General features: G+C 37.1%; 22 protein-coding genes. 13 read left to right on the top strand and 9 right to left on the bottom strand.

The genetic code is table 11. The features are described 5' to 3' along the window. The first annotated feature begins 56 nt into the window (after positions 1-56). Both queA and QF042_RS15155 read left to right on the top strand, forming a co-directional pair. A complete protein-coding gene (gene queA, locus QF042_RS15150) occupies positions 57-1,106 on the top strand; it encodes a tRNA preQ1(34) S-adenosylmethionine ribosyltransferase-isomerase QueA (protein WP_307529808.1) in 1,050 nt (349 codons plus the stop codon). 58 nt (positions 1,107-1,164) lie between these two features. Beyond that, positions 1,165-1,830 carry a 2-C-methyl-D-erythritol 4-phosphate cytidylyltransferase gene (locus tag QF042_RS15155; RefSeq protein ID WP_307529810.1) on the top strand — a complete coding sequence of 222 codons (666 nt, stop codon included), beginning with the start codon at positions 1,165-1,167 and terminating at the stop codon, positions 1,828-1,830. A 231-nt stretch (positions 1,831-2,061) separates the two neighbouring features. Here QF042_RS15155 and QF042_RS15160 read toward each other — a convergent pair whose 3' ends face one another. The 6 genes from QF042_RS15160 to QF042_RS15185 all read right to left on the bottom strand — a co-directional run bounded on the left by QF042_RS15160 (position 2,062) and on the right by QF042_RS15185 (position 5,205). Then, positions 2,062-2,220, bottom strand: coding sequence for a lmo0937 family membrane protein (locus tag QF042_RS15160; RefSeq protein ID WP_113951092.1), 159 nt, complete (start codon positions 2,218-2,220; stop codon positions 2,062-2,064). Between the two features lie 176 nt (positions 2,221-2,396). Continuing rightward, the gene (locus tag QF042_RS15165; protein WP_010603503.1) at positions 2,397-2,618 is read right to left on the bottom strand and encodes a DUF2795 domain-containing protein; all 222 of its coding nucleotides are present in this window, start codon (positions 2,616-2,618) and stop codon (positions 2,397-2,399) included. An 85-nt stretch (positions 2,619-2,703) separates the two neighbouring features. Next, the gene (locus tag QF042_RS15170; RefSeq protein WP_307529813.1) at positions 2,704-3,252 is read right to left on the bottom strand and encodes a cob(I)yrinic acid a,c-diamide adenosyltransferase; all 549 of its coding nucleotides are present in this window, start codon (positions 3,250-3,252) and stop codon (positions 2,704-2,706) included. A gap of 72 nt (positions 3,253-3,324) precedes the next feature. Next, on the bottom strand, positions 3,325-4,083 hold the full coding sequence (locus QF042_RS15175; RefSeq protein ID WP_307529815.1) for an ABC transporter ATP-binding protein: 759 nt from the start codon (positions 4,081-4,083) through the stop codon (positions 3,325-3,327). A gap of 103 nt (positions 4,084-4,186) precedes the next feature. Continuing rightward, positions 4,187-4,477 (bottom strand): Asp-tRNA(Asn)/Glu-tRNA(Gln) amidotransferase subunit GatC, encoded by a 291-nt coding sequence (gene gatC, locus QF042_RS15180; RefSeq protein WP_138823860.1) that lies wholly within the window; start codon positions 4,475-4,477, stop codon positions 4,187-4,189. A gap of 2 nt (positions 4,478-4,479) precedes the next feature. Further along, positions 4,480-5,205 carry a 1-acyl-sn-glycerol-3-phosphate acyltransferase gene (locus QF042_RS15185; protein ID WP_307529819.1) on the bottom strand — a complete coding sequence of 242 codons (726 nt, stop codon included), beginning with the start codon at positions 5,203-5,205 and terminating at the stop codon, positions 4,480-4,482. A 456-nt stretch (positions 5,206-5,661) separates the two neighbouring features. Between QF042_RS15185 and trpS the strand changes: the two genes are divergently transcribed. The 3 genes from trpS to kdsB all read left to right on the top strand — a co-directional run bounded on the left by trpS (position 5,662) and on the right by kdsB (position 8,624). Then, on the top strand, positions 5,662-6,660 hold the full coding sequence (trpS, locus tag QF042_RS15190; protein ID WP_307529821.1) for a tryptophan--tRNA ligase: 999 nt from the start codon (positions 5,662-5,664) through the stop codon (positions 6,658-6,660). A 78-nt stretch (positions 6,661-6,738) separates the two neighbouring features. Further along, positions 6,739-7,353: a deoxynucleoside kinase gene (locus QF042_RS15195; RefSeq protein ID WP_025144984.1), complete on the top strand. Its 615-nt coding sequence runs from the start codon at positions 6,739-6,741 to the stop codon at positions 7,351-7,353. Between the two features lie 515 nt (positions 7,354-7,868). Beyond that, complete coding sequence (gene kdsB, locus QF042_RS15200; protein WP_307529823.1) at positions 7,869-8,624, top strand: 3-deoxy-manno-octulosonate cytidylyltransferase; 756 nt, start codon at positions 7,869-7,871, stop codon at positions 8,622-8,624. A gap of 145 nt (positions 8,625-8,769) precedes the next feature. Here kdsB and QF042_RS15205 read toward each other — a convergent pair whose 3' ends face one another. Beyond that, positions 8,770-9,723 (bottom strand): bifunctional helix-turn-helix transcriptional regulator/GNAT family N-acetyltransferase, encoded by a 954-nt coding sequence (locus tag QF042_RS15205; protein WP_307529826.1) that lies wholly within the window; start codon positions 9,721-9,723, stop codon positions 8,770-8,772. Between the two features lie 103 nt (positions 9,724-9,826). Between QF042_RS15205 and QF042_RS15210 the strand changes: the two genes are divergently transcribed. The 8 genes from QF042_RS15210 (at position 9,827) to QF042_RS15245 (ending at position 23,321) form a co-directional block, all read left to right on the top strand. Next, a complete protein-coding gene (locus QF042_RS15210) occupies positions 9,827-10,396 on the top strand; it encodes a hypothetical protein (RefSeq protein WP_307529828.1) in 570 nt (189 codons plus the stop codon). A 60-nt stretch (positions 10,397-10,456) separates the two neighbouring features. Next, a complete protein-coding gene (locus QF042_RS15215; protein WP_307529829.1) occupies positions 10,457-10,999 on the top strand; it encodes a hypothetical protein in 543 nt (180 codons plus the stop codon). Positions 11,000-11,501: 502 nt separating this feature from the next. Next, positions 11,502-14,279, top strand: coding sequence for a TonB-dependent receptor domain-containing protein (locus QF042_RS15220; protein ID WP_307529832.1), 2,778 nt, complete (start codon positions 11,502-11,504; stop codon positions 14,277-14,279). A gap of 5 nt (positions 14,280-14,284) precedes the next feature. Continuing rightward, entirely contained in the window at positions 14,285-15,046 is a 762-nt protein-coding gene (locus tag QF042_RS15225) for a GLPGLI family protein (RefSeq protein ID WP_307529834.1), read from the top strand. A 161-nt stretch (positions 15,047-15,207) separates the two neighbouring features. After that, the gene (locus tag QF042_RS15230; protein WP_307529837.1) at positions 15,208-16,824 is read left to right on the top strand and encodes a CTP synthase; all 1,617 of its coding nucleotides are present in this window, start codon (positions 15,208-15,210) and stop codon (positions 16,822-16,824) included. Between the two features lie 20 nt (positions 16,825-16,844). Next, positions 16,845-18,638: a membrane protein insertase YidC gene (yidC, locus tag QF042_RS15235; protein ID WP_307529839.1), complete on the top strand. Its 1,794-nt coding sequence runs from the start codon at positions 16,845-16,847 to the stop codon at positions 18,636-18,638. Between the two features lie 244 nt (positions 18,639-18,882). Continuing rightward, positions 18,883-21,741, top strand: coding sequence for a S9 family peptidase (locus QF042_RS15240; RefSeq protein WP_307529841.1), 2,859 nt, complete (start codon positions 18,883-18,885; stop codon positions 21,739-21,741). Between the two features lie 308 nt (positions 21,742-22,049). Then, the gene (locus QF042_RS15245; RefSeq protein WP_307529844.1) at positions 22,050-23,321 is read left to right on the top strand and encodes a nucleoside recognition domain-containing protein; all 1,272 of its coding nucleotides are present in this window, start codon (positions 22,050-22,052) and stop codon (positions 23,319-23,321) included. A gap of 173 nt (positions 23,322-23,494) precedes the next feature. Here QF042_RS15245 and QF042_RS15250 read toward each other — a convergent pair whose 3' ends face one another. After that, positions 23,495-23,737 carry a hypothetical protein gene (locus QF042_RS15250; RefSeq protein WP_307529846.1) on the bottom strand — a complete coding sequence of 81 codons (243 nt, stop codon included), beginning with the start codon at positions 23,735-23,737 and terminating at the stop codon, positions 23,495-23,497. Between the two features lie 100 nt (positions 23,738-23,837). After that, entirely contained in the window at positions 23,838-24,278 is a 441-nt protein-coding gene (locus QF042_RS15255; protein WP_307529848.1) for a PaaI family thioesterase, read from the bottom strand. Positions 24,279-24,297 lie beyond the last annotated feature (19 nt).

The raw sequence follows: 24,297 nt of genomic DNA on the forward strand, positions 1-24,297 counted from the left end.
ATACGGAAAAGAAAAATTAAATTCGTATTTTTGCACCTCAAAAAATTCATCAAAGAATGAAATTATCACAATTCAAATTCAACTTACCTGAATCATTAGTAGCCAATAATCCGGCAGAACAACGCGACGAAGCGCGCCTAATGGTTTTACACAAAGACAGCGGTAAAATTGAACATAAAATTTTTAAAGACGTTTTAGGTTATTTCGATGACAAAGACGTAATGATATTAAACAACACTAAGGTTTTTCCTGCCCGTTTATATGGCAATAAAGAAAAAACAGGTGCAACCATCGAGGTTTTCTTGCTACGTGAATTAAACAAGGAATTACGTTTATGGGATGTTTTGGTAGACCCGGCGCGTAAAATCCGTGTAGGTAATAAATTATACTTTGGCGACGACGATTTATTGGTTGCCGAGGTTGTAGATAATACTACATCACGTGGCCGTACTATCCGTTTCTTATTTGAAGGTACTGACGAAGAATTCAGAAAAAACGTTGAAATTTTAGGTGAAACCCCTCTTCCTAAGTATATTAAGCGTAAAGCTACCGCCGAGGATAAAGAACGTTATCAAACTATTTTCGCTAAACACGAAGGTGCAGTAGCTGCTCCAACTGCAGGTTTACACTTCAGTCGTGAGTTAATGAAACGCCTTGAACTTAAAGGTGTAGAATTTGCAGAAGTAACGCTACACGTAGGTTTAGGAACTTTCAGAACTGTTGAGGTTGAAGATTTAACCAAACACAAAATGGATTCTGAGCAGTTTATTATCGAGCAAAAAGATGCAAACATCGTAAACAAGGCTTTAGAGGAAAAAAGAAAAATCTGTGCGGTGGGTACTACTTCTATGCGTGCTATTGAATCGGCTGTTTCTGCAAACAGAACATTAAAAGCAGCTAACGACTGGACCAGTAAGTTTATCTTCCCTCCTTACGATTTTAATATTGCAAACTCCATGATTACCAATTTCCACACACCAGAATCTACTTTATTGATGATGGTAAGTGCATTTGGCGGGTATGAGAACGTTATGAATGCGTACGAAGTTGCAGTAAAAGAAAAATATAAATTTTACAGCTATGGCGATGCCATGCTAATTATATAAGTTTTGCGGTTGGCGTTTGGCGGTTTAGCGCTAAACGCCACACCCTAAACGCTCAACTATGAAATACTACGCTATAATTGTAGCAGGCGGTTCTGGAAATCGGATGCAAACGGAAACCCCAAAACAATTTCTACTGCTCAAAAACCTTCCGGTTTTAATGCACACCATAAAAGCTTTTGCACAAAGCGATACTCAACCAAAAATTTTATTGGTTCTGAACAAAGATCAACAGGCTTACTGGGCCAGGTTATGTGAAGAATTTAATTTCCATGTACCACATCAGCTAATTGATGGAGGCACAGAACGTTTTCACTCGGTAAAAAATGCAATCCATGCCATCGAAGAAGAAAGTTATGTGGCCATTCACGACGCTGTTCGACCACTCGTTTCAAAATCTCTTATCGACAATTGTTTTAAAGCAGCTGAGCTACAGGGAAACGTTATTGCAGCAGTGCAATCAAGCGACAGTGTACGCATGCTTAGAAACGATAAAACAACGGCATTACAACGTGATGAAATTTATTTAGTACAAACTCCGCAAACTTTTAGTCTTAACATTCTTAAAGAAGCTTATAATCAGGAGTTCAATGTTCATTTTACCGATGATGCGGGCGTGGTAGAATCTGTAGGTTATGAAATTAATATCATCGAAGGCGAAAGAGGAAATATTAAAATTACCTATCCTATTGATCTCGAACTGGCAGAACTATTATTAAAGAATTAAGCGCTTTAAGCTCGATTAATATTACATCCCTATAGAGAAAATTCTGTGGTAATTTAAATACCGCTTCGTCGCTTGCATTTATTTCGGGTCTATTTTATAGAAAAGATGCTGATCCAGAAGCTTCTGGACGATCGCATAAAAAGGAGTTTCAAAAATGAAACTCCTTTTTTAATCCATTTATTTTAAAGTGTTACACACTTTTAAACTAATGAAACTCGGTGCGATATATTTTTACGCTGCCCGTCCAATTACTTTAAGCAGAATTGCAATAACTGCGATTACCAATAAAACGTGAATTATATTACCAACGTCGCCGAAGCCGTGAAATATAAATCCGATCACCCATAGTATTACCAATACTACTGCGACTAAATACAATAAATTTCCCATAGTGTTAATTTTTTTAGTAATGTTATATTATTGCTGTATTAACACTCGACTTTTCGATTTTGTTTAAAAAATGTAATTATTTTATTCATAGGACTGGTTAAGAGATGAAATGGAAAAAATGAAGACATAAAAAAAACCTCCCAGTTTAGCTGAAAGGTTTTTTTTGTTTCTAATGTTTAGTATTCGTCCTCGTTAAAGAAGAAATCTTCTTTAGTTGGATAATCAGGCCAAATTTCCTCGATCGTTTCATAAGGCTCGCCATCATCTTCTAATGCCTGTAAGTTTTCAATTACTTCTACTGGGGCACCAGAACGGATACCATAATCAATTAATTCGTCTTTAGTTGCAGGCCATGGTGCGTCTTCCAAGTGCGATGCTAATTCTAATGTCCAATACATATCGTCAATTCAATTAAATTCTTGTTCTTATTATTGCGCAAAGTATATTAAAATTTTTGAGCAAAACAAACTTATTTTTCCACTATTAAACCCTCGGAATCCAAATGTTTTCTTCCGCCTTAAAATATACGGTCAGTTTTCGTGCCAAAACAAATAAATAATCGCTTAAACGATTCAAATAAACTGTTACACGCTCATCTACAAAGCTATTTTCTGCAAGTGCTACTGTCAGGCGTTCTGCTCTTCTGCAAACACATCGTGCAATATGGCAGTAGGAAACTACAGTATTTCCGCCAGGTAAAACAAAATGTTTTAAAGCAGGTAGCTTTTCGTTCATCAGATCCATCTCATTTTCCAACAAGGTAATATCAGTATAGTGCAAATCAGGGATCTTCATTTTAGATGTCTCAGGATCGGCTGCAAGCGATGAACCAACTGTAAATAACCTATCCTGAATTTCTTTTAGTAGTTTCTGGTCGTGTGCATCAATATCCTGACACATAATTAATCCGATGTACGAATTTAACTCGTCAACAGTCCCATAAGTTTCGATCCGTAAATGATATTTAGGCACACGGGTACCACCAATGAGTGATGTCTGGCCCTTATCGCCTGTTTTAGTGTAGATTTTCATATAGAAAGGTTGAAGGTGGAAGGTAGAAGGTTTAGGGTAAAACCTTACGCCTTAAACCTTATACCATAAGCCTTAGTGTATTTTCTCCCAATCGCTGTCTTTATCGTTCAAAGCCTGCAAGCGTGGAGATACATTTTTTATATCCGTATTTAAATAATCGTTTTCGATCAAACCATCACGCATCCGTACAATACGGTGGGCGTGCTGCGCAATATCTTCCTCATGCGTAACCAGAATAATGGTATTCCCTTTACTGTGAATTTCTTCCAGTAAACCCATTATTTCAATTGATGTTTTGGTATCTAAGTTACCGGTTGGCTCATCGGCTAAAATAATAGAGGGATTATTGATCAAAGCCCTGGCTACAGCCACGCGTTGACGTTGACCACCTGACAGTTCATTTGGCTTATGATCCATACGATTACCTAGGCCTACATTTTCTAATGCTTTGGCTGCTCTTGCATCCCTATCTTTTTTGCTTGTTCCGGCATAAATTAAAGGTAAGGCAACATTATCTAAAGATGTTGAACGTGGCAATAAGTTAAAGGTTTGAAAAACGAAACCGATTTCCTGGTTGCGCACTTCTGCCAAAGCATCATCACTCATGTGACTCACATTGGTTCCGTTTAAAACATAGGTTCCGCTTGAAGGTGTATCTAAACAACCTAAAATATTCATCAGGGTTGATTTACCAGAACCAGATGGGCCCATCAATGCTACGAATTCGCCTTTATTAATATCTAAAGAAACTGATTTTAAAGCGTGAATCACTTCAGATCCAATAACATATTTACGGCCAATTTCTTTTATAGTGATGAGTGGTTTCTCCATGTTTTTTCTTTTTTAGACAAGCGTAGCGGGTAAGATGTTACAAGTGGATTGAAAATTACTGAAACTCGCCACACTGATTCAATTCTGCATAACGATAGATATACTATTTTTCAATAATTTTTGGCACCATGAAAAATTGGTCGGTGTGCTTTGCTGCATTTTTTAAACCATCTGCAGTAGAGATTTCCTGTTTAACTACATCCTCCCTCCAAACATTTACCGATTCGTTCATATAAACCAACGGTTTTACATTTGAAGTATCCAGTTCATTTAACTTTTCCATGAATGACAAAATTTTGTTCATTTCAGGAATCAGTGTATCCACCTGCTTTTCATCAATATGAATTCGGGCCAAATCGGCTATTTTATGGATGGTTTTTGCGTCTAAATTCATATCTATACTAACTTACTATCAATCAATCTGTAAACCTTTTCTTTCAATACATCAGCATCAACATCAGCTAAAGTTGAGGTATTTATGGGTTTGTGGACGTAAATATCGCAAATTCCTGGCTTACTTCCATACTTTGCGCCGTCATCCCAGTTAATTTTCCAAACATCGGTAATACTAACGGGCACCAGCGGAATATTTTTATCAATGGCCAAACGGAACGGACCGTTTTTAAATTCGCCTAACTTCGGTGGGTAATGGTCATCAATTTTACCCTCCGGAAAAATAATCAGGCTCATCCCTTTTTCAAGGTTCTCGCCAGCCTTTTTAAATGCTTTAAAAGCCGAAATCTTACTATTGCGGTTTACCGAAATATCGATGGTTTTAAAAAAAATGCCTAATACCGGATTATTCAACAATTCATCTTTTCCCATAAAGTGGAATTTACCATGTCCCATGATGCAGAAAATCATGATATCCAGGTTAGAGGTGTGATTGGCGCAATAAATGTAGGTTTGTGTTGGATTAAGCTTTTCTTCATATTGATAACGAAAAAACACACCTGAAAACAGACTACATAAAAAACTATTGGCTTTTCTGAAAAAATTAAGAATGCTGTAATATTTCTCATTACGTGAAGTAGTGTAATATAAAGGATAAAAGAGAGCGAAGAAAAACAATATCCAGAATAAAAACCATACCCGGTGTACTTGCCTTAGAAAGTGAATCATAGATGATCAAAAATATAAAATAGTTTGGTATTTTAAACTACTGATTGTTTTGAGCAAAGTTTGTGATTGGTGAGACACCGACCACTAGATCTCTCCGCTACGGTCGAAATGACGATCGCACGATAGGGATTTTTGATGTTCCATCCTTGCGAAAGCCGTAATTTATAAACCTTATTGAAGTGTAAAGCCCACAGCGTAGCGCGGACTTGTAACGGAAAGAAGGACTAATTCTCCGATGAAATACTGGCTTTCATTTTCAAATCATAAAAAAGTATTCCTATGTGGTTGGTGTGGCATCGATCACTAGAAAAAAAATCGTGGATAGGTTTCTCCGCTACGGTCGAGATGACGACCATGCGTATAAACCGTAGGTTCTACCAGCATTCAAAAATTCTTACCATTAAAATTGAAGCGATTTATGATTTGCTTGTATTTTATTTTTAATTTCGTGCCATTATGAAAGAAACAGTGGTGAGCGGCATTCGCTCAACAGGAAAATTACATTTGGGTAATTATTATGGCGCAGTTAAAAACTTCGTTCAAATGCAGAACGACTATAACTGCTACTTTTTTATCGCCGATCTACACTCTTTAACTACACATCCTACTCCAGCTGATTTACACGGAAATATTAAACATGTTTTGGTTGAATATCTGGCAAGTGGAATTGATCCGGAAAACAGCACCATTTATATACAAAGCGATGTTCCCGAAATTGCGGAGCTATATTTATACCTAAATATGAACGCTTATATGGGTGAATTGGAACGTAGTACTTCTTTTAAAGATAAAGTACGTGCCAATCCTGATAACGTAAATGCAGGTTTATTAACCTACCCGGTATTAATGGCTGCCGATATTTTAATCCATAAGGCTACAAAAGTACCTGTTGGAAAAGATCAGGAACAACATCTGGAAATGGCCCGTACTTTCGGAAACCGTTTCAACAGGTTATACAATACAGAATATTTCCCTGAACCTTATGCTTTTAGTTACTCTGACAAATTGGTTAAAGTACCTGGTTTAGATGGTAAAGGCAAAATGGGTAAATCAGAAGGCGAAGCCAATGCCGTTTATCTATCTGATGATCCTGAAACCATTCGCAAAAAAGTAATGAGAGCGGTTAGTGACGGTGGCCCAACAGAAGAAAACCAACCAAAACCTGAGCCTATTCAGAATCTTTTCGACTTAATGAAAGTGGTTTCGAGTGCCGATACACTTGCACATTTTGAAGATTTGTATGGCAAAATGCAAATCCGTTATGGCGATTTCAAAAAACAACTGGCAGAAGATATGATTATTACTACTGCACCTATGCGTGAGCGTATTCAGGATATAGCAAAAGATGATTCCTACTTAAGGCAAGTGGCTAAACATGGCGCATTAAAAGCTCGCGAAAGTGCACAAAAAACCATCAGAGAGGTTCGCAGTTTAATCGGGTTTAAAAGTTTTTAATTAATATTGTGGTAAGCGGATGGCGGTTGGCGCTATAATCGCCTTACGCAAAACGCTCACCGCAAAACGCAAGAAAATATGCACATAGCAATTGTAGGAAATATAGGTGCCGGTAAAACTACCTTAACAGGCTTATTGGCCAAGAATTATGGATGGGAAGCTTTATACGAGGCTGTGGACAATAACCCTTATCTGGAAGATTTTTACAGCGACATGAAACGATGGAGTTTTAATCTTCAGATTTATTTCCTGAACAGCCGTTTTCAGCAAATTACTGATATTGAGGTAAATAAACGCAACGTCATCCAGGACAGAACCATTTACGAGGATGCACATATTTTTGCTGAAAACCTCCATGATATGGCCTTAATGACCACCCGCGATCATGATAATTACCGCGCTATTTTTGATAACATTACTTCTTTTATTAAACCACCCGATTTATTGGTTTACCTGCGTGCTTCAGTGCCTACGTTGGTTAATAATATCCAGCGTCGTGGCCGTGAATACGAAGCAGGAATCCGTATCGATTACTTATCTAAACTGAACGAAAAATACGAAGCCTGGATTAAAGGTTATAACCTGGGTAAATTATTGATTTTAGATAAAGATAAATTAGATTTCACCAACAACCCAGAAGATCTAGGTACGGTAATTCAATCTATAGAGGCTGAGATTAACGGTTTATTTTAATCTGAACGAATAAGGTAGCGAAGATTTTCAGCACGAAAACCCTTTAAACTGGAAATGGGGATTTATTTATTTCAATAACAGATTCCAGTGTTGCGGTTCCGAAACGGAATAAAATTTGGGGCTGTACTTTTACTTTGCTCACCCAATTTCTTATGGCACTTCTTGTTGGTGTGGTTGTCTTATTAAGGGGGTAATTTATTGTATAAAATCAATATAAATGACGTATATAATTGAATATTTTTTACCCTACAGCTCATGCTTTCCTCGGCTCACCGCCGCCGATGGGCTCTTTCTTTTTGGTGTCAAAAAGAAACAAAAAACACCGGCTGAAAATTTTTCTTTCAAAGCTAGCAGGTTAGCTTAGTTAGTGCAGCCCGAAAAATTTGTTAGGCCGGATTTAAGTAGAACGGGGATACGTGCTACGGCCTAGTTGGGCGGAAATACGAATTCAATATAAACCGCTCATATTAAATGATTACAAAATAACGTCAATGGTAGAACCTTAAATAAATAGTATGTCCAAAATTATCGGAATTATTCCTGCACGATATGCCTCTACCCGCTTTCCGGGAAAGCCTTTGGTAGATATTGCTGGAAAAAGCATGATCCAAAGGGTTTACGAACAGGCGTCGAAAGCCGAAAGCTTATCGAAAGTAGTAATTGCTACTGATGATGAACGGATTGCTGACGAAGTGAAAAGGTTTGGTGGAGAATTTATCTTTACCTCATCTCATCACCAAAGTGGAACAGACAGATGCGCTGAAGTAATTGAAGCTTTACCTGGATACGATATTGTGATCAATATCCAGGGCGATGAACCATTTATCGAACCTGCACAGATTGATTTATTGGCAAGCTGCTTTACTGAAGAAAAAGTACAGTTAGCCACGCTGATCAAATCGATCCAAAGTCAGGAAAGTGTGTACAATCCCAATAGCCCTAAAGTGGTAATTGATGTAAACGGCCGCGCCATGTATTTTAGCCGTAGCCCGATTCCCTTTATCAGAAATGGAGAACCAGGAGTATGGGCTGAGAAGCACCAGTTTTACAAACACATCGGAATTTATGGTTACAGGACAGAATCCTTAAAAGCAATTACCAAATTACCTCCATCCTCTTTAGAAATTGCAGAAAGTTTAGAGCAACTGCGCTGGATTGAAAACGGATTCTACATCCAGACAAAAGTAACCGATTTAGAAACAGTTGCAATAGATACACCAGAAGACTTATTGAAGCTTAACAAATTGCTTAAAGCGTTGAAGCTACCTTAACTATTATAGAAATTAAAAAATTACGTCACCCTGAATTTATTTCAGGGTCTTACAATTAAGATGCTGACCACGAAGTAGCTATTAGACCTTTAAGACAATAAAAACTACTAATAAAATAAATTCAGCATGACGTATCTAATAGTAATTACCTAATCACCAGTTCCATCTGAATATTACAACGCGTATAAGGTGTTGGTTTACCTGCCACTTTTTGGAAGCCTAACTTGTGATAAAGATTTATTGCTGGTTTTAAAATGGTATTGCTTTCTAAATAAATTTTAGATGCCCCTAATGACCTGGTCTTTTCAACTATAGCGTTTGCCAATAAAAACCCTACATTTTTTCCTTGTGCTTTTGGCGATACTGCCATCTTGGCCAGCTCAAAATCATATTCGCCATCATTCATTTTAATTAATGCGCAAACGCCTAATGGTTCACCTTCGTAAAGCGCAACGAGAATAAAACCTCCTTTATCTAAAATATAACCCTGTGGATTGTCTAGTGCCTTGTAATCAGAATCTTCCATGGTAAAATACTTTGAAATCCATTCAACGTTGAGCGACCTGAATGTTTCCTGGTATTTGGGCAGGTAATCCACAATTTCTACTTTTAAACTATCTCTCTCCTTTTTCTTTTCCATCACCCTTCTCAACAGTGTTTTTTGCTCCAATAAAAACTCCCACTCACCTATCGCCTCCCAAAGATTATTTTGCGATTGAGCGGAAATTTCTTCTACAGCTGCATTTACATCAATCAATTGATTTTCTATTTTTGCAGAAATCTCCATCCCTAATTTGGAAAGACTAACCACGTTTCTACGCCCGTCGGTTTTGTCTTTACTTTCTTTAACATAGCCCTTTTTCAACATTTCGCTAATAATCTTACTTACTGATGGGTGCGAATGACCAATTTCTTTGGCGAGTTCAGTTATGGTTTTTTCCTTATCTTTCGTTAAAGCATAAAACACTGGAAACCATTTGGGCTGCATATCGATATTATACAACTTATATATCTGTGCACCGTCTTCTGTCACTTTATCGGTTAACATCCTTAACCTACTTCCAATAGCTACCTTGCCTACCTGTTCAAAAAAATCCATACAAAATTAATTACGTAATCAGTTACGCAAATATAAGAACTAAATTCTAGTTTGCAATAGTTTTAATTGCCTGGAGTTAATATTTTAGTATTTTAGCTATTATATGAAAAAGAAAACGCTGCTATTTATATTCATTTTATCTGCACATGCCAGCTTCGCACAAGATGAGCCCGGTTTAATGATAAAGACAAACATTTTGAATTTGGTGGCCAAAAGACCTACAATAGCAATAGAAAAGACTTTTTCAAACCTTTATGGTTTAGAGCTCGCGTACACCTCCGGCGAAATTAAAAATCTGGGCTATCGCGATTATCTCCATTACGAAGGCTTCTTGCTTCGTGCAAAGAAATACATCCATCCGATTAAGAAAAGAGAAGCCAATGCTTTTTATGGAGTTTATTTCGGAAACTTCGACAAAACTGTTGTCTCGCATCGCTCAGTTGATGAAACCGGCATTTTTAGCTGGGGCCACGACAGGGATTTTAGAGCGGGTTCTTTACGTTACGGCGGAACATTTGGCGTATCCTTTATTCCAGGGAAACATTTTCTTTTAGAGGGCTTAACAGGCTTAGGCTATGGAGATTATTACCATGTTCAAAATAATTTAAAGAATAGGCTCCCAGGTGGTTATTTCGACTTTCAATTGTGGTTATCTATCGGATATTCCTTTTAAATTTAAGGGATATCATAAAATATGAACATGAACTAAAGCATAAAATTTGTAGTTTTGAATATGAGAAATGTATCGCTCTTCGCTGCTATCTGTTTATTAATGCTTGTTGCCTGTAATTCTAACAGCAAAAAAGAAACCAATGCCATTGAGTTTAAAAATGTTAATCAAAGCCTAGCCAAGTCATTCTCCGATTTAAAACGTTTGGATACTTTTAAGATTGAACTTACTGGCAGGAAACCCGAAGAAATGGTTTTAAACTTCACGATTAAAAATGCCGACGGAAAAGAAATTTATAATACCAAAATTAAAGGAACCGAATTACTGGGCAGCACCGATCCAAATGTTGATCTTTCAAAAGAAAAAGACCAGATTATTTTCCTGAAAACCATTGCTGATGATTTTTTCAGTGATGATAATTTTCTAGAGCCTGCAGTAATGCCTGAAGATAAAGCTGATAATTACACTCCTGATAAAGCCCTTTACGAAGAATTAAAGAAATCGGGTTTAAATGGCTTTAAGTATCGTTTGGGGAAAGAGAACAACATTTATATTGCCTGGAGCGAAAAAGAACAGAAAGTGAAGATTTACTACAACTGTTGTTAGCGGTAAATAGAGGCTAAAAAATTCAGAAATGAAAGATCTGAATTTATTGCAAACCGATTAATGACAGTTGATTTAAGAGAAATATATCGTCATTTCGATCCGATAGCTATCGGATGAAGCTTACCGATTTAAGCATTAGTTTTTATCAACTTATGGTATGCTTGCTTGTTTCACAGGTTTCATCGGCAGCGTAATGTTCCAAAGGAACTCCTTTGGAGGAGAAATCTTTAAACTTTTCGGTAACATAGTTCAAAGATCTCCTATCGAAGTCTGTCATTGATAGCGTAGTCCAAGGGCATTTATTTGCGTTTTATCAATCTTCAAGAAGTCTTCGACTACGCTCGGACTGACGACTACTGTACTTAACTTAATGACATTGACCTCCCGTCTATTCCTTATAGAAAATATTTATTTTATTTTCTTGATTAAACTAAATAAATAGTTGTATTTTTCAGGACCATAACCAAACGAACCATTTAAAAACGCTTCTTTCACTAAATTCATGCTCAAACAATTTCTCTGCGTTCTCATTTTTTCGCTGTTATTTCTCCCTGCTTTTGCACAAAACGCTAGTATAAAAGGCGTTGTGGTTGATACAGTTGAAAAAACAAAATTACAGAACAGCTCTATCCTGCTAATAAATAGCAAAGATTCTATTTTGGTTAAAGATGCGCGCACCAGGGCCAACGGCGCATTCGAGTTTTCGAATTTAAAAAAAGGAAATTATACCCTGGTGGTTACCTTCCCTAAAATGGCTGATTATATAAGAGACATCCAACTGTCTGATTCATCCAAATTCAACCTGGGTAATATCGCTATGGATAGCAAAGCTACACTTTTAAATGAAGTTGTGATAAAGGCTCAAAAGCAGGCCATTAGCATGAAAGGCGATACCATAACCTACCAGGCAGATAGCTTTGCCGTAAAGCCCCATGCTAACTTGCAGGATTTGTTAAGGCGCTTACCAGGAATTGAAGTTGATAAAGATGGGGCAATAAAAGCAGGTGGAAAAGATGTAAATACGCTCTTGGTTGATGGAGAAGAATTTTTTGGCGATGATCCGCTTCTGGCTCAGAAATACCTGAAAGCCAATGCGGTTAGTGAAGTGCAGGTTTACGATAAAAAAACCAAAGAGGAAGAATTATCTGGCATAAAAGAAGGCGACGCCAAGGAGAAAGTCATGAACATCAAACTCAAGGAAAACGCCAAAAATGGGTATCTCAGCACCCTGGATGCGAATAGCGACCTTAAGCATTATAAAAACATAGGTGGCATGGCAGGCATTTATAAAAACAAATTAAAAGCCGCGGTTTTTGGTTCCAACTCCAATACCAATCAGGATTCGAAGGCAAGTGCTGCCATGAGCAAGTTAAAAGGCAATGATTATGATGTTATTGAGGTTGGCGATGACGGTAGTACGGTGATGATCAGCTATGGCAGCGGCCGCGATGAAGATGATTTTTCGCCTTCCAACGGCCTGCCAGACATTACAGGCTATGGCGCACACTTCTCTAACAAATGGAATGAGAACAAAATTGGTCTTAAACTGAATTATAAGGGCAGCGACAGAAATGTATTAGACAATACGACATCGAAAAACCAATCGTTACTGCCCAACGGAACAAACTTCTTTAGCGAAGGTAGCTCCAACAGCGAAACCAGAAACACCGGACAAAGTTTAAAAGGGAGCGTTGATATTAAATTAGATTCGCTTTCTACCTTAAAAATATCCTTTGCAGGTAGCAAACGCAAAAACAGCAGCCAATATATCAGCAAGAACGAAACTAAAAATGATGCGGGAATATTTGTAAACAATAGTGATCAGTTTAATGATAGCAATGGCAACAACGACCTTTTTAACGGCAATATAAATTACTCCAAAAAGTTTGTAAAAAAAGGGAGAACACTCTCAATTGATTTACAGCCTGAAACCAAAAACAGTACTAATTTAGGTAATAGCTTAAGTGTTACCCACTATTACGATGCTAGTGGTGCGGTTAACCGGACGGTTAACCAGAATTTCCTGAACGACAATTCGGGCAGTGAAAGTTCTCTCGGTACCAGAATATCGTATACTGAACCTTTAGGCAAACAATTTTCACTACAAACAGCCTATAGCTTTAAAACGGTAAGCTCAAATAGCCATAAATTAGTATTCGATCAATCATTAAATAACAAACGGATCGATTCGCTGAGTAATAATTTCGATTTCAACAACTTTTCGAATATTGGCAAGGTTGTATTGCAATACAGAGCAAAGAAATTCACGTTATCTGGTGGTGCAGAAGCCACTCAAACCACTTTCGAACTCAATGACTTAGATCGCGACAATAAATTTAACCGCAACTATTTAAACTGGGCGCCACAAAGTAACTTAAACTATAAATTGGGCAAAAACACCAGTGTATCTTTAAATTATAGTGGAAATACCCGTCAGCCTAGTTTGGATCAGTTACAACCGATCAGGCAGGTAAACAATCCACTTTATGAAATAAAAGGTAATCCAAATTTAAAACCATCGTTCAACAATAATTTTGGCTTTAATTTTAATACTTATCAGCAAAAATCGCAGATGTACGCCTATGTTTACGGAGGCTATAGCTTTACCAAAAATGCTGTAGTAAGTGTAAGAACGGTAGATGAGGTGAACAAAACCATTAGTAGTTATATCAATCTAAATGGCAATAACAGTTTTTACGCAGGCGCAAGTTTTAATAAAAGTTTTAGTAAAATCGGTTTTAACACAGGGTTAAATGCCAGTTTCAACCATTCAAACTCGGTCTCGATTTTAAACAATAAGCTGAATGAGAATGTGAATAATAGTATTAATATACGCCCTCGTTTTAGCTATTATGGCGATAAAGTTCAAATTCAATATAATCCATCGGTTACATTTTCAAACAGCAAATCATCAATCGGTTCTATAAACAATGGTAAAAATTTTAGCCACAACCATGATATTTCTGGAAACATAGAACTTCCATATAATACAGAATTTAACACATCTATATCGTTATCATACCAACCTGCAAACTCTTCATTTAGCACACCGGTAAATATCGCACTATGGAACGCCTATTTATCAAAGAAAATGCTTAAATCACAAGAACTGGAATTAAAAGTATCTATTTCTGATATTTTAGCTCAAAAAATTGGCTATAACCGTTACGTTGGCGGCAATAGCATCAGTGAATACACCAACAGTTTTATTCCGAGGTATGTTCTGATTGGCATCACCTATAATTTAACCGGAAACTTCATTAAACAAGACAAAAAATAACGAAGATGAAACATTTAGGATTAACTATAATGCTACTTTTTGCAGTTACAATAATTAAAGCACAAACTGTTTTCATCAAAAGTGCTAAAATAACTTTCGAGAAAAAGATCAATCAAAAGCAGCAACTGGCATCTAACACCTGGATATCAGACGATGCCAGGGATAAAATGAACAAATACAGGATTTCCAATTGGGATTATAGCTTTAACGACAGTAGCTCCATTTATAAGATTAAACCAAAAGAAACCTTAAACGACAATAATTTCTTCTTTATTGCTGGTGAGAATACGAATGAACTGTATACCGACTTTAGTAAAAAAGCAAGGATAATAAGAAAACCTATAGCGGGAGAAGATTTTATTTTAAAAGATACTATCCCCCATCTCAACTGGAAAATTATGCACGATGTACGCCAGATTGCAGGTTATGAATGCCGTAAAGCGATAGCAGTAATAAACGATTCTGTCACTGTAGTAGCTTTCTATAGCGAAGAAATTTTATTAAAAGGCGGCCCAGAAGGATTTACGGGTTTACCTGGGATGATATTGGGCATGGCCATACCACGGTATAATACGACATGGTTTGCCATCAAGGTTGAGGCTAAAAATGTTCCTATTTTAAACATTGCTCCCCCTGCGAAAGGAAAAAGAACAGAGACCGAAAAAGATTTCAAAAAAATGATCGACCTCTATACCCGTTATGAGGATAAAAAGAATCCCAGAAAGATAGAAGATATTAAAAAAGAACTTTACACGCTGATACTTTAAGCGACCCTCCTACTTAAAACAGTCAATATCAGCAGTATAATATGACGAAAAAATATTCTGGCAAGTATCAAATCGAGCGATAATTTTTTGTACCTTTGTATCCCGTACAAAAACAATTAAACAGGCTCAAAACACCTGGTTAATTCCACAAATTATCAATCATGACAAAGTATATTTTTGTTACGGGCGGTGTAACTTCCTCTTTGGGTAAGGGCATCATTTCCGCATCTTTAGCTAAACTTTTACAGGCACGTGGCTACCGTGTAACCATTCAAAAATTCGATCCGTACATTAATATCGATCCGGGAACTTTAAATCCATACGAACATGGCGAATGCTTTGTTACAGAAGATGGTGCTGAAACTGACCTGGATCTTGGTCATTATGAGCGCTTCCTTAACGTTCCAACATCACAGGCAAACAACATTACCACCGGCCGTATTTACCAGAACGTAATTAATAAAGAGCGTAAAGGTGAGTATTTGGGCAAAACCGTTCAGGTTGTACCACACATTACCGACGAGATTAAACGCAACATGCGCATTTTGGGAGATAGTGGTGATTATGATATCATCATTACCGAACTTGGTGGAACAGTTGGTGATATCGAATCGTTACCATTTATTGAGGCTGTTCGTCAGTTTAAATGGGAAGAAGGCAGTACCAATGCTATTGTTATCCACTTAACCCTGGTTCCTTATTTAGCTGCAGCCGGTGAGTTAAAAACCAAGCCAACACAACACTCAGTTAAAGCTTTATTGGAATACGGCATACAGCCAGATATATTGGTTTGCAGAACCGAGCACCACATTAGTCCTGAGATCAGAAAAAAAATTGCATTATTTTGTAACGTTAACATCAATGCCGTAGTCGAATCTATGGATGCATCTACTATTTATGATGTGCCATTGTTGATGTTAAAAGAACAATTGGATAAAACTGTTTTATCGAAATTAAAACTGCCTACCAAGAACGATCCGGATATGGAAAGCTGGAAAGATTTCCTGGGCCGTTTAAAAAATCCAACTGCTGAAGTAAAAATTGGCTTAATTGGTAAATATGTAGAATTACCTGATGCTTATAAATCAATTATCGAATCTTTTGTACACGCAGGTTCGAAAAACGAATGTAAAGTTAAGGTAGAATATATCCACTCTGAAGGTATTTTCCCAGATAACGTAAAAGAGAAATTGAGCCACTTACAAGGTGTTTTAGTCGCACCAGGTTTTGGTAGCCGCGGTATTGAGGGTAAAATTGATGCCATAAAATATGTTCGCGAAAACAATATTCCTTTCTTCGGGATTTGTTTGGGTATGCAATGTGCAGTTATCGAATTTGGACGTAACGTTTTAGGTTTAAAAGATGCACATACTACAGAAATTGAAGAAAATGCTGCAAATCCGGTAATTAACATGATGGAAGAGCAGAAAAAAATAACAAACAAAGGTGGAACGATGCGTTTAGGCTCTTATCCTTGTGATATTAAAAAAGGAACAAAAGCTTTTTCTATTTACGGCAAATCGCACATCAATGAGCGCCACCGTCACCGTTACGAATTTAACAATGATTATTTAAAGCAATACGAAGATGCAGGTATGATAGCATCGGGTATGAATCCGCAAAGCAATTTAGTTGAAATTGTAGAGCTTAAAAATCATCCGTTTTTTGTTGGCGGACAGTTTCACCCGGAATTAAAATCAACAGTTGCTAATCCTCACCCACTTTTTGTTAAATTTGTCGCCGCTGCGATGGAGTTTGCGAAAAAGAAAACGAATTAAAAGCAGTACATACATAAATAATGGATAGAAATACCTTTACAGGACTGTTCCTGATTATGATCATTTTGGCAGGATCATTCTACTTTTTGAAGCCGAACGCGGCTGAACTAAAAAAAGCCCAAGAAACGGAGCATCAGGATTCTTTGAAAAAAGCTGGTGTTACTCCAGTACAAAAAGACACGACTAAAACAACTGCGATTGCAAACCCGGTTGTAGATTCTTTAGCCTTAAAAGGCCCTTTTGGTACCACAATAACCGGAACTGAAACCAATACCGTTCTGGAAAACGAGAATTTATTAATCACTTTAAGCAATAAAGGTGGTAAAATTACATCAGTTGAAGTTAAAGGTCAGAAAACCTTTACCGGAAAACCGCTTATTTTATTTGATGGAGATCAGAATAAGTTTGGCTTAAGCCTTAATGCTGCTGGCAAAGTAATCAATACCAACGATTTATACTTTACCTCAACAAAAGCAGGAAATACGGTTACCATGCGCGCCAATTATGGTGCAAATGCATACGTAGAATATGTATATGATTTAAAGGCGTTGAGCAACAAAGTTGGTTTCAACATTAACTTAGTTGGTTTACAGCAGATGATTGCTGGCAACGCTATTGGATTAAACTGGCAAACTACTTTAAAACAGCAAGAAAAATCGCTCGAAAGTGAGCACCGTTACTCTGCTCCTTACTACAAGTATTTAGATGGCGATGTAAACCACTTAAGTGTTTCTAAAGATGAAAAAGAAGATTTATCGAAAGGTAAAATCCAATGGTTCTCTTTCAAGCAACACTTTTTCTCAGCTTCTTTAATCTCAAAACAGGCTTTCGATAAAGGAAGTTTAGAGGTTAAAATCCCAACAGCACCTGGCTTGGTGAAGTTTTATGATGCTAATATGCAATTGCCATATGCGCATACCGCTAACCAGGTTTATGAAATGGAATTCTATTTCGGAACCAACAAATTCTCTACTTTAAAAGCACAGGGTTATGATTTAGAGCAACAGGTTGATATGGGCTACTGGCCGTTGAAATACATTAACCGCTTTATCGTATTACCGGTATTTAATTTCTTAAATAACTTCAATTGGAACTTCGGTCTAATTATCCTGGTTTTAACCATCTTATTGAAAGTTGCTTTATCGCCACTTACTTATAAGTCTTATCTTTCAATGGCTAAGATGAGGGTATTGAAGCCAGAAATGGACGAAATTAAAGCTAAAGTAGGTGAAGATAACCCGACATTGGTTCAACAGGAATATTTAAAATTATATAAGAAAGCCGGTGTAAATCCTCTGGGAGGATGTTTGCCGATGGTATTACAGTTGCCTTTGGTAATGGCCTTCTTCTTCTTCTTCCCTAACTTATTTGAATTACGTGGAGAGAGTTTCTTATGGATGAAAGATTTATCAACTTACGATGAGTTTATCAAATTCGGCGTAAAAATTCCTTTCATTGGCGATCACTTGAGTTTAATGTGTGTATTGATGACGATCTCTACATTGATTATGACTTATTTCAACAACCAGGTTTCGGGCGCTACAGGCCAAATGAAATACATTGGTTACATTATGCCAGTTATTTTCTTGGGTGTATTAAACAGCTACCCAGCTGGACTAAACTATTACTATTTCTTAGCCAACTTAATGACTTTCGGACAGCAGTTCTTAATTCGTAAAATGGTTGATGATGATAAAATTCATGCTTTAATTCAACAGAATAAAGCTAGACCGGCTGATGAGAAAAAGAAAAAATCTAAATTCCAACAACGTTTAGATGATTATATGCGTCAGCAACAACAAGCTAAAAAGTAATCTTACTTTTAAATTATTCGAAATCCCCGGTTGCTTAAAGTTACCGGGGATTTTTGTTTTAAGCAGGGCGATCAGCGCATGGCGTTAGGTGTTAAACTATACTGCTTAAACTTCGGTTCTCCGACCTCTGACTTTCCAACTAAATGCTTTTAATTGTAATATTTGACATACAAGTTTCTTAATAAGCTAAAAAATTCCAATTTTAGAAGATTAAATCTCAACCAACAAATTAATAAATTTAAAAATGCAAAAGAGACTAACTATTATTCTGCTTTTCGTTGTCAGCTTTGCCTACGCTCAAAAGAAACCTTTAGATCATTCGGTATATGATACCTGGGAATCAGTAGGATCAAAGCAATTATCAAATAATGGTCAATGGGCGATGTACAGCATCTTACAGCAAGAAGGAGACGCACAATTGTATCTCACTAACATTAAAACAAATGCGAAGATTAATATTCCAAGAGGAATGAATTCACAGTTTAGTAACGATTCTAAATTTGCGGCATTTAACATTCGTCCCTTAAATAAAGATTTGCGTCAGGCTAAAATTAAAAAGAGAAAACCTGATGAATTGCCAAAAGATTCATTGGGCATTGCTAACCTCACTACCAATGCCATTACAAAAGTGGCAAGGGTGAAATCTTTCAAATTCCCTGAAGAAGGTGCAGGTGTAATGGCCTATTTAACTGAAAAGCCAGATACAGCAAAGAAAACGGTAAAACCAGCTGAGAAAAAAGATGGCGAAACAGATTTGGCTGATGATGACCCTGCGGCAAAAGCCAAAACCGAAGAGGGAACTGATTTAGTGGTAAAAAACCTTTTAACAGGCACAGATAAAACCTATAAATTTGTTACCGATTATTACTTTAGTAAAGATGGTAAACAGTTGGTTTTTGCCTGTAGCGGATCTAAAAAGGATAAAACGGCTCCACAAGGGGTGTTCTTGTTAAATACAGAAAAAGGCACATTAAAAACCCTGATTAAGGGCAAAGGAAGTTTCAAAAACTTTACTTTTGATGAGGAAAGTGAACATGTGGCTTTTGTAGGCGAGCAAAGCCCGGAGAAACAGGAAATAAAAGATTACAATATTTATTACAACTCATTAACGCTTGATACGGCGCAGATTTTGGTTGATTTTGATATGCCTGGACTACCTGCAAAATGGTCGGTTAATGGCGATGGTAAAATAACTTTTAGTAAAAATGGTAAGAAATTATTTTTTGGCATCTCTCCTATTAAAAAGCCAAAAGACACCACTATTGTAGATTTCGAAGTGGCTAAAGTTGATGTTTGGAATTACAAAGACGATTATTTGCAGCCTATGCAGCTTAAAAATGCAGATAGGGACAGTAAGAAAAGTTATTTATCGGTGATTGACGTTTATAGCAGTGATCCAAAAGTAATTCCATTAACAGATTTAAAATTGCCTGATGCAAATATCATCGCTGAAGGTGATGCCGAGCAGGTTTTGGCTTCTACTGATTATGGCCGTAGGATAGAATCGCAGTGGAGTGGTTCAACTTCAAAAGATTACTATTTGGTTGATACTAAGAATGGCCAGAAAAAGAAAATTATAGAGAACCTTAATGGTTATGCAATGGCTTCTCCGGCAGGGAATTATGTTTTATATTTCGATCGAAAATCAGGCAGTTGGAATACGTATAATATAGCTACTGCAAAAGTTACTGTGTTAACAGCAAGTTTAAGCGAAAAATTTGTTGATGAAGAGAATGATGTACCAGACTTACCTTCTGCTTATGGTCTAGCTACCTGGACCGAAGGTGATAAAGCTGTTCTCATTAACGATAAATATGATATCTGGTCGTTCTCACCTGATGGAAAATCGGCACCAAAAAATATTACCGCCGGTTTTGGTAGAGCAAATAACATTACTTTCCGTTATGAAAGAGTGCAACAAGACAACAGATTTGAGCGCAATGCAGATAGCAAATTTGTAAAACCGAACGAAACGGTTTGGTTAGATGGTTTTAACAACATAACTAAAGAAAATGGTTTTTACCGCACCAATGTAGGCGCAGCTAAAGCGCCAGAATTGGTCGTAATGGCTAAATTTAAATATTCTAACCTGGTAAAAGCTAAAGATGCAGATGTTTACATTTACGATAAAGCCAATTATGTAGAATCGCCAAATGTTTATATCACCACAGATTTCAAAACTGAAACCAAATTAAGCAATACCAATCCTCAACAGAAAAACTACAATTGGGGTACGGCTGAGCTGGTTAAATGGACCACGCCGAAAGGCTACAAGGCTGAAGGTATTCTGTACAAACCGGAAAATTTCGATCCAAATAAGAAATATCCAATGATTGCTTATTTCTACGAAAAACTAACGGATGGTTTGTACACTTATCAAGCGCCGGCACCTACTCCATCACGCTTAAATATTTCTTATTTCGTGAGTAACGGGTACATGGTTTTTGCTCCTGATATTAGCTACGAAACTGGTCACCCAGGTAAATCTGCAGTTGAATTTGTCAATTCTGGTGTAGAAAGTCTGAAGAAAAACAGCTGGGTAGATGGTAGTAAAATCGGCATCCAGGGTCAAAGCTGGGGTGGTTATCAAGTGGCATATCTCATTACACAAAATAACATGTATGCAGCAGCCTGGGCTGGTGCACCGGTAGCCAATATGACTTCTGCTTATGGCGGAATCCGCTGGGAAACGGGTATGAACCGTCAGTTCCAATATGAGAAAACACAAAGCCGCATCGGTGCAACACTTTGGGAAAAACCAGAATTATATATCGAGAATTCACCATTATTTATGTTCCCTAAAGTAAATACACCAGTGGTGGTAATGGCCAACGATGCAGACGGTGCTGTGCCCTGGTACCAGGGAATTGAAATGTTTACCGGTTTGCGTCGCTTAGGTAAACCAGTTTGGATGCTTAACTATAATGGCGAAGCACACAACTTAGTTCAACGCCAGAACCGTAAGGATATTCAAATCCGCGAACAACAATTTTTCGATTATTATTTAAAAGGTGCAAAGGCTCCAGCCTGGATGACAAGTGGGATTCCTGCTACTGAAAAAGGAAAAACCTGGGGTTTTGAATTAACAGATGATAAACCGTAGTTAGTCCGAAGTCGGAAGTCCATGGTTAACAGCATATACACTAGCAGCCATGGACCTTTTTTTGATGGGTAATATTCCAGTATTATAATATTAAAGATTTCCTTTATTATCTGATGACCTGTAATCGTCACCCTGAATTTATTTCAGGGTCTATTTAGCAGGAAAGATGCTGAAACAAGTTCAGCATGACGATCGCATTAGAAAAAAAGAGGTTAAAAAGTTGATAAATACTAATCGAACGATGATTCCTATGAAATTTGGGTTTAAAAAAGTATTTTCACGTATAAAATAAAAACTAAATAACCCTAATGGCATTAAGCAGAATCTGGTCAGCATTTATTATTGTGGCTATTGTTGTAGCAAGTATTAAATGTTTCTTTTTCGGACATAGCGATATTTTTAACTGGATGGTAATTGGGAAATCATCCGATCCATTAAACCCTTTAAAATTAGATGGCATTATTGAAACCTGCTGGATTGCAGTTGACCTTTGCATTAAATTAATCGGGACACTGGCTTTGTTTATGGGGCTAATGAGCATTGCCGAAAGAGCAGGTGGCATCCGTTTATTATCCAGAATTATTGGTCCTTTCTTTTCAAAACTCTTTCCTGAAATTCCGAAAGGGCACCCATCTATGGGACACATGATTATGAATTTTTCAGCCAATTTATTAGGTTTAGATAATGCAGCCACACCATTTGGCATAAAAGCGATGGAAAGCCTTCAGGAGCTCAATCCAAATAAGGATGTTGCCAGCAATTCGCAGATTATGTTTTTATGCTTACACGCTGCAGGTTTATGTTTAATTCCCGTTAGTGTAATCGCTATTAGGTCAACCCAAAATGCACAAGACCCCACCGATATTTTCATTCCTTGTTTAATTGTAACTTTTGTGGGTACCATGGCCGCCATGCTTATTGTATCCTTTAAACAAAAGATAAACTTACTTCAACCCGTTATCATTACCTGGGTATTAAGTATTTCGGCTGTAGTGGGTTTACTGGTTTGGTATGTAAGCAAGTTAAATGCAGAGAGTATAAAATCATTTTCAGGCTTATTAAGCGGTGGAATAATTTTGCTGATCTTTTTATTGATCGTACTCGGCGCATTATATAAAAAAATAGATGTTTTTGATTCGTTCATTGATGGAGCCAAAGGTGGATTTGAAACTGCACTGAAAATTATTCCTTATTTGGTTGGAATTTTAGTCGCGGTAAGCATGCTCCGAACCAGTGGAACTTTTGATGTAGTGATGAATGGCATTAGAAACGTTTTTGTCTTTTTTGGAGCCGACACCAAATTTGTTGATGCTTTGCCAACAGCTTTAATCAGGCCTTTAAGTGGTGGTGCTGCCCGCGGAATGATGGTAAGCACCATGATTTCTAGCGGACCGGATTCATTTGCCAGTAAATTATCGGGTGTTTTTCAGGGTGCTTCTGATACCACTTTTTATGTCGTAGCGGTTTACTTTGGCTCTGTTGGAATAAAGAATACCCGTTATGCTATTGGTTCGATGTTATTGGCTGATTTAGTTGGCGTTTGTACTGCCATAGCACTGAGTTATATGTTTTTTGAATAGCTTTTAACTACAGCAGTCACAAAGAAGAACACAAAGTTCGCGGAACTGGAAGAAAAGTTGAAATACAATATTAAAATCCCTGCCAGAAAATATCTGGCAGGGATTTTTAGGTAACAAGACCAATCCTGCAGTTAATGACAGAATTTATGTTACAATATTTTTATTACGTGATCTTAGCAAGATGGTTGTGGAACAGAGATTCTATGAATGATTTCATCAATAGCATCAGGATCAATCGCTACGTTTTTAGAAGCGCACCACTTTTCTGTCTTGTCATCTAACCAGATACAAAAAGAATGGTATCCGTCTAAAACAACGGCATAAGTTTCGTGAAAATCATCTTGGATACGCATGCAAAATCCCTTAAAAATTTTGCCTCTCACAATGAATTGCAGGGTGGAATAATTTTCTAACATGGCTCATTATATTTTTGGTTAATTTACAACAAATTATAACCGAGAATGTTTCGTTAATTTAAAGGAATTAATAATTAATTCTTAAACTATCGGAAAAGACTTAACCTATGTTTAACATGTTCGAATAGCCTTTAGCTATTAAACGCTTTTTCGAAGGTAAAAATATCTCGCATTGCAGATTTAATATCGTGCGTCCTTTTTTCACTATTGATGTTTCTGCGATCACTTTGTCTCCTTCGCTTGCAGTGGCAAAATAATCAATATAGTTATTTACAGTGGTATAACGTTCGTTTAATCCCATTGTAAAAACCGTCGCACCAATTAAATCATCAATAATACCTGCTGTTACCCCACCATGTAAAATTTGATAAGGATTGGTCATTTCTTTACGGATGGTATACTGACAAACCAATATGCCATGTTCTGCTTTGATTAAAACCGGGGCCAGCCAATTCATAAAGTTTGAGGGCGAATCGGTAATTACCTTGCCAATTGATTGCCTTAAAAAAGTTAAACGTTGTTCGCTTAAAGAGGGTTCCATATAGGGTAAAAATAGGTAA

The sequence above is a fragment of the Pedobacter sp. W3I1 genome, from assembly GCF_030816015.1.
In the GTDB taxonomy this organism is placed as follows: Bacteria; Bacteroidota; Bacteroidia; order Sphingobacteriales; family Sphingobacteriaceae; genus Pedobacter.

Excerpts from the sequence above, each read along its gene's own strand:
- trpS (WP_307529821.1), top strand. The coding sequence starts at position 5,662 with ATGAAAGAAACAGTGGTGAGCGGCATTCGCTCAACAGGAAAATTACAT.
- QF042_RS15220 (WP_307529832.1), top strand. The coding sequence starts at position 11,502 with ATGCTCAAACAATTTCTCTGCGTTCTCATTTTTTCGCTGTTATTTCTC.
- QF042_RS15195 (WP_025144984.1), top strand. The coding sequence starts at position 6,739 with ATGCACATAGCAATTGTAGGAAATATAGGTGCCGGTAAAACTACCTTA.
- QF042_RS15210 (WP_307529828.1), top strand. The coding sequence starts at position 9,827 with ATGAAAAAGAAAACGCTGCTATTTATATTCATTTTATCTGCACATGCC.
- gatC (WP_138823860.1), bottom strand. The coding sequence starts at position 4,477 with ATGAATTTAGACGCAAAAACCATCCATAAAATAGCCGATTTGGCCCGA.
- yidC (WP_307529839.1), top strand. The coding sequence starts at position 16,845 with ATGGATAGAAATACCTTTACAGGACTGTTCCTGATTATGATCATTTTG.
- QF042_RS15185 (WP_307529819.1), bottom strand. The coding sequence starts at position 5,205 with ATGATTCACTTTCTAAGGCAAGTACACCGGGTATGGTTTTTATTCTGG.
- QF042_RS15245 (WP_307529844.1), top strand. The coding sequence starts at position 22,050 with ATGGCATTAAGCAGAATCTGGTCAGCATTTATTATTGTGGCTATTGTT.
- QF042_RS15170 (WP_307529813.1), bottom strand. The coding sequence starts at position 3,252 with ATGAAAATCTACACTAAAACAGGCGATAAGGGCCAGACATCACTCATT.
- QF042_RS15165 (WP_010603503.1), bottom strand. The coding sequence starts at position 2,618 with ATGTATTGGACATTAGAATTAGCATCGCACTTGGAAGACGCACCATGG.
- QF042_RS15155 (WP_307529810.1), top strand. The coding sequence starts at position 1,165 with ATGAAATACTACGCTATAATTGTAGCAGGCGGTTCTGGAAATCGGATG.
- QF042_RS15215 (WP_307529829.1), top strand. The coding sequence starts at position 10,457 with ATGAGAAATGTATCGCTCTTCGCTGCTATCTGTTTATTAATGCTTGTT.
- QF042_RS15205 (WP_307529826.1), bottom strand. The coding sequence starts at position 9,723 with ATGGATTTTTTTGAACAGGTAGGCAAGGTAGCTATTGGAAGTAGGTTA.
- QF042_RS15230 (WP_307529837.1), top strand. The coding sequence starts at position 15,208 with ATGACAAAGTATATTTTTGTTACGGGCGGTGTAACTTCCTCTTTGGGT.
- QF042_RS15175 (WP_307529815.1), bottom strand. The coding sequence starts at position 4,083 with ATGGAGAAACCACTCATCACTATAAAAGAAATTGGCCGTAAATATGTT.
- QF042_RS15250 (WP_307529846.1), bottom strand. The coding sequence starts at position 23,737 with ATGTTAGAAAATTATTCCACCCTGCAATTCATTGTGAGAGGCAAAATT.
- QF042_RS15225 (WP_307529834.1), top strand. The coding sequence starts at position 14,285 with ATGAAACATTTAGGATTAACTATAATGCTACTTTTTGCAGTTACAATA.
- QF042_RS15160 (WP_113951092.1), bottom strand. The coding sequence starts at position 2,220 with ATGGGAAATTTATTGTATTTAGTCGCAGTAGTATTGGTAATACTATGG.
- QF042_RS15240 (WP_307529841.1), top strand. The coding sequence starts at position 18,883 with ATGCAAAAGAGACTAACTATTATTCTGCTTTTCGTTGTCAGCTTTGCC.
- kdsB (WP_307529823.1), top strand. The coding sequence starts at position 7,869 with ATGTCCAAAATTATCGGAATTATTCCTGCACGATATGCCTCTACCCGC.
- queA (WP_307529808.1), top strand. The coding sequence starts at position 57 with ATGAAATTATCACAATTCAAATTCAACTTACCTGAATCATTAGTAGCC.
- QF042_RS15255 (WP_307529848.1), bottom strand. The coding sequence starts at position 24,278 with ATGGAACCCTCTTTAAGCGAACAACGTTTAACTTTTTTAAGGCAATCA.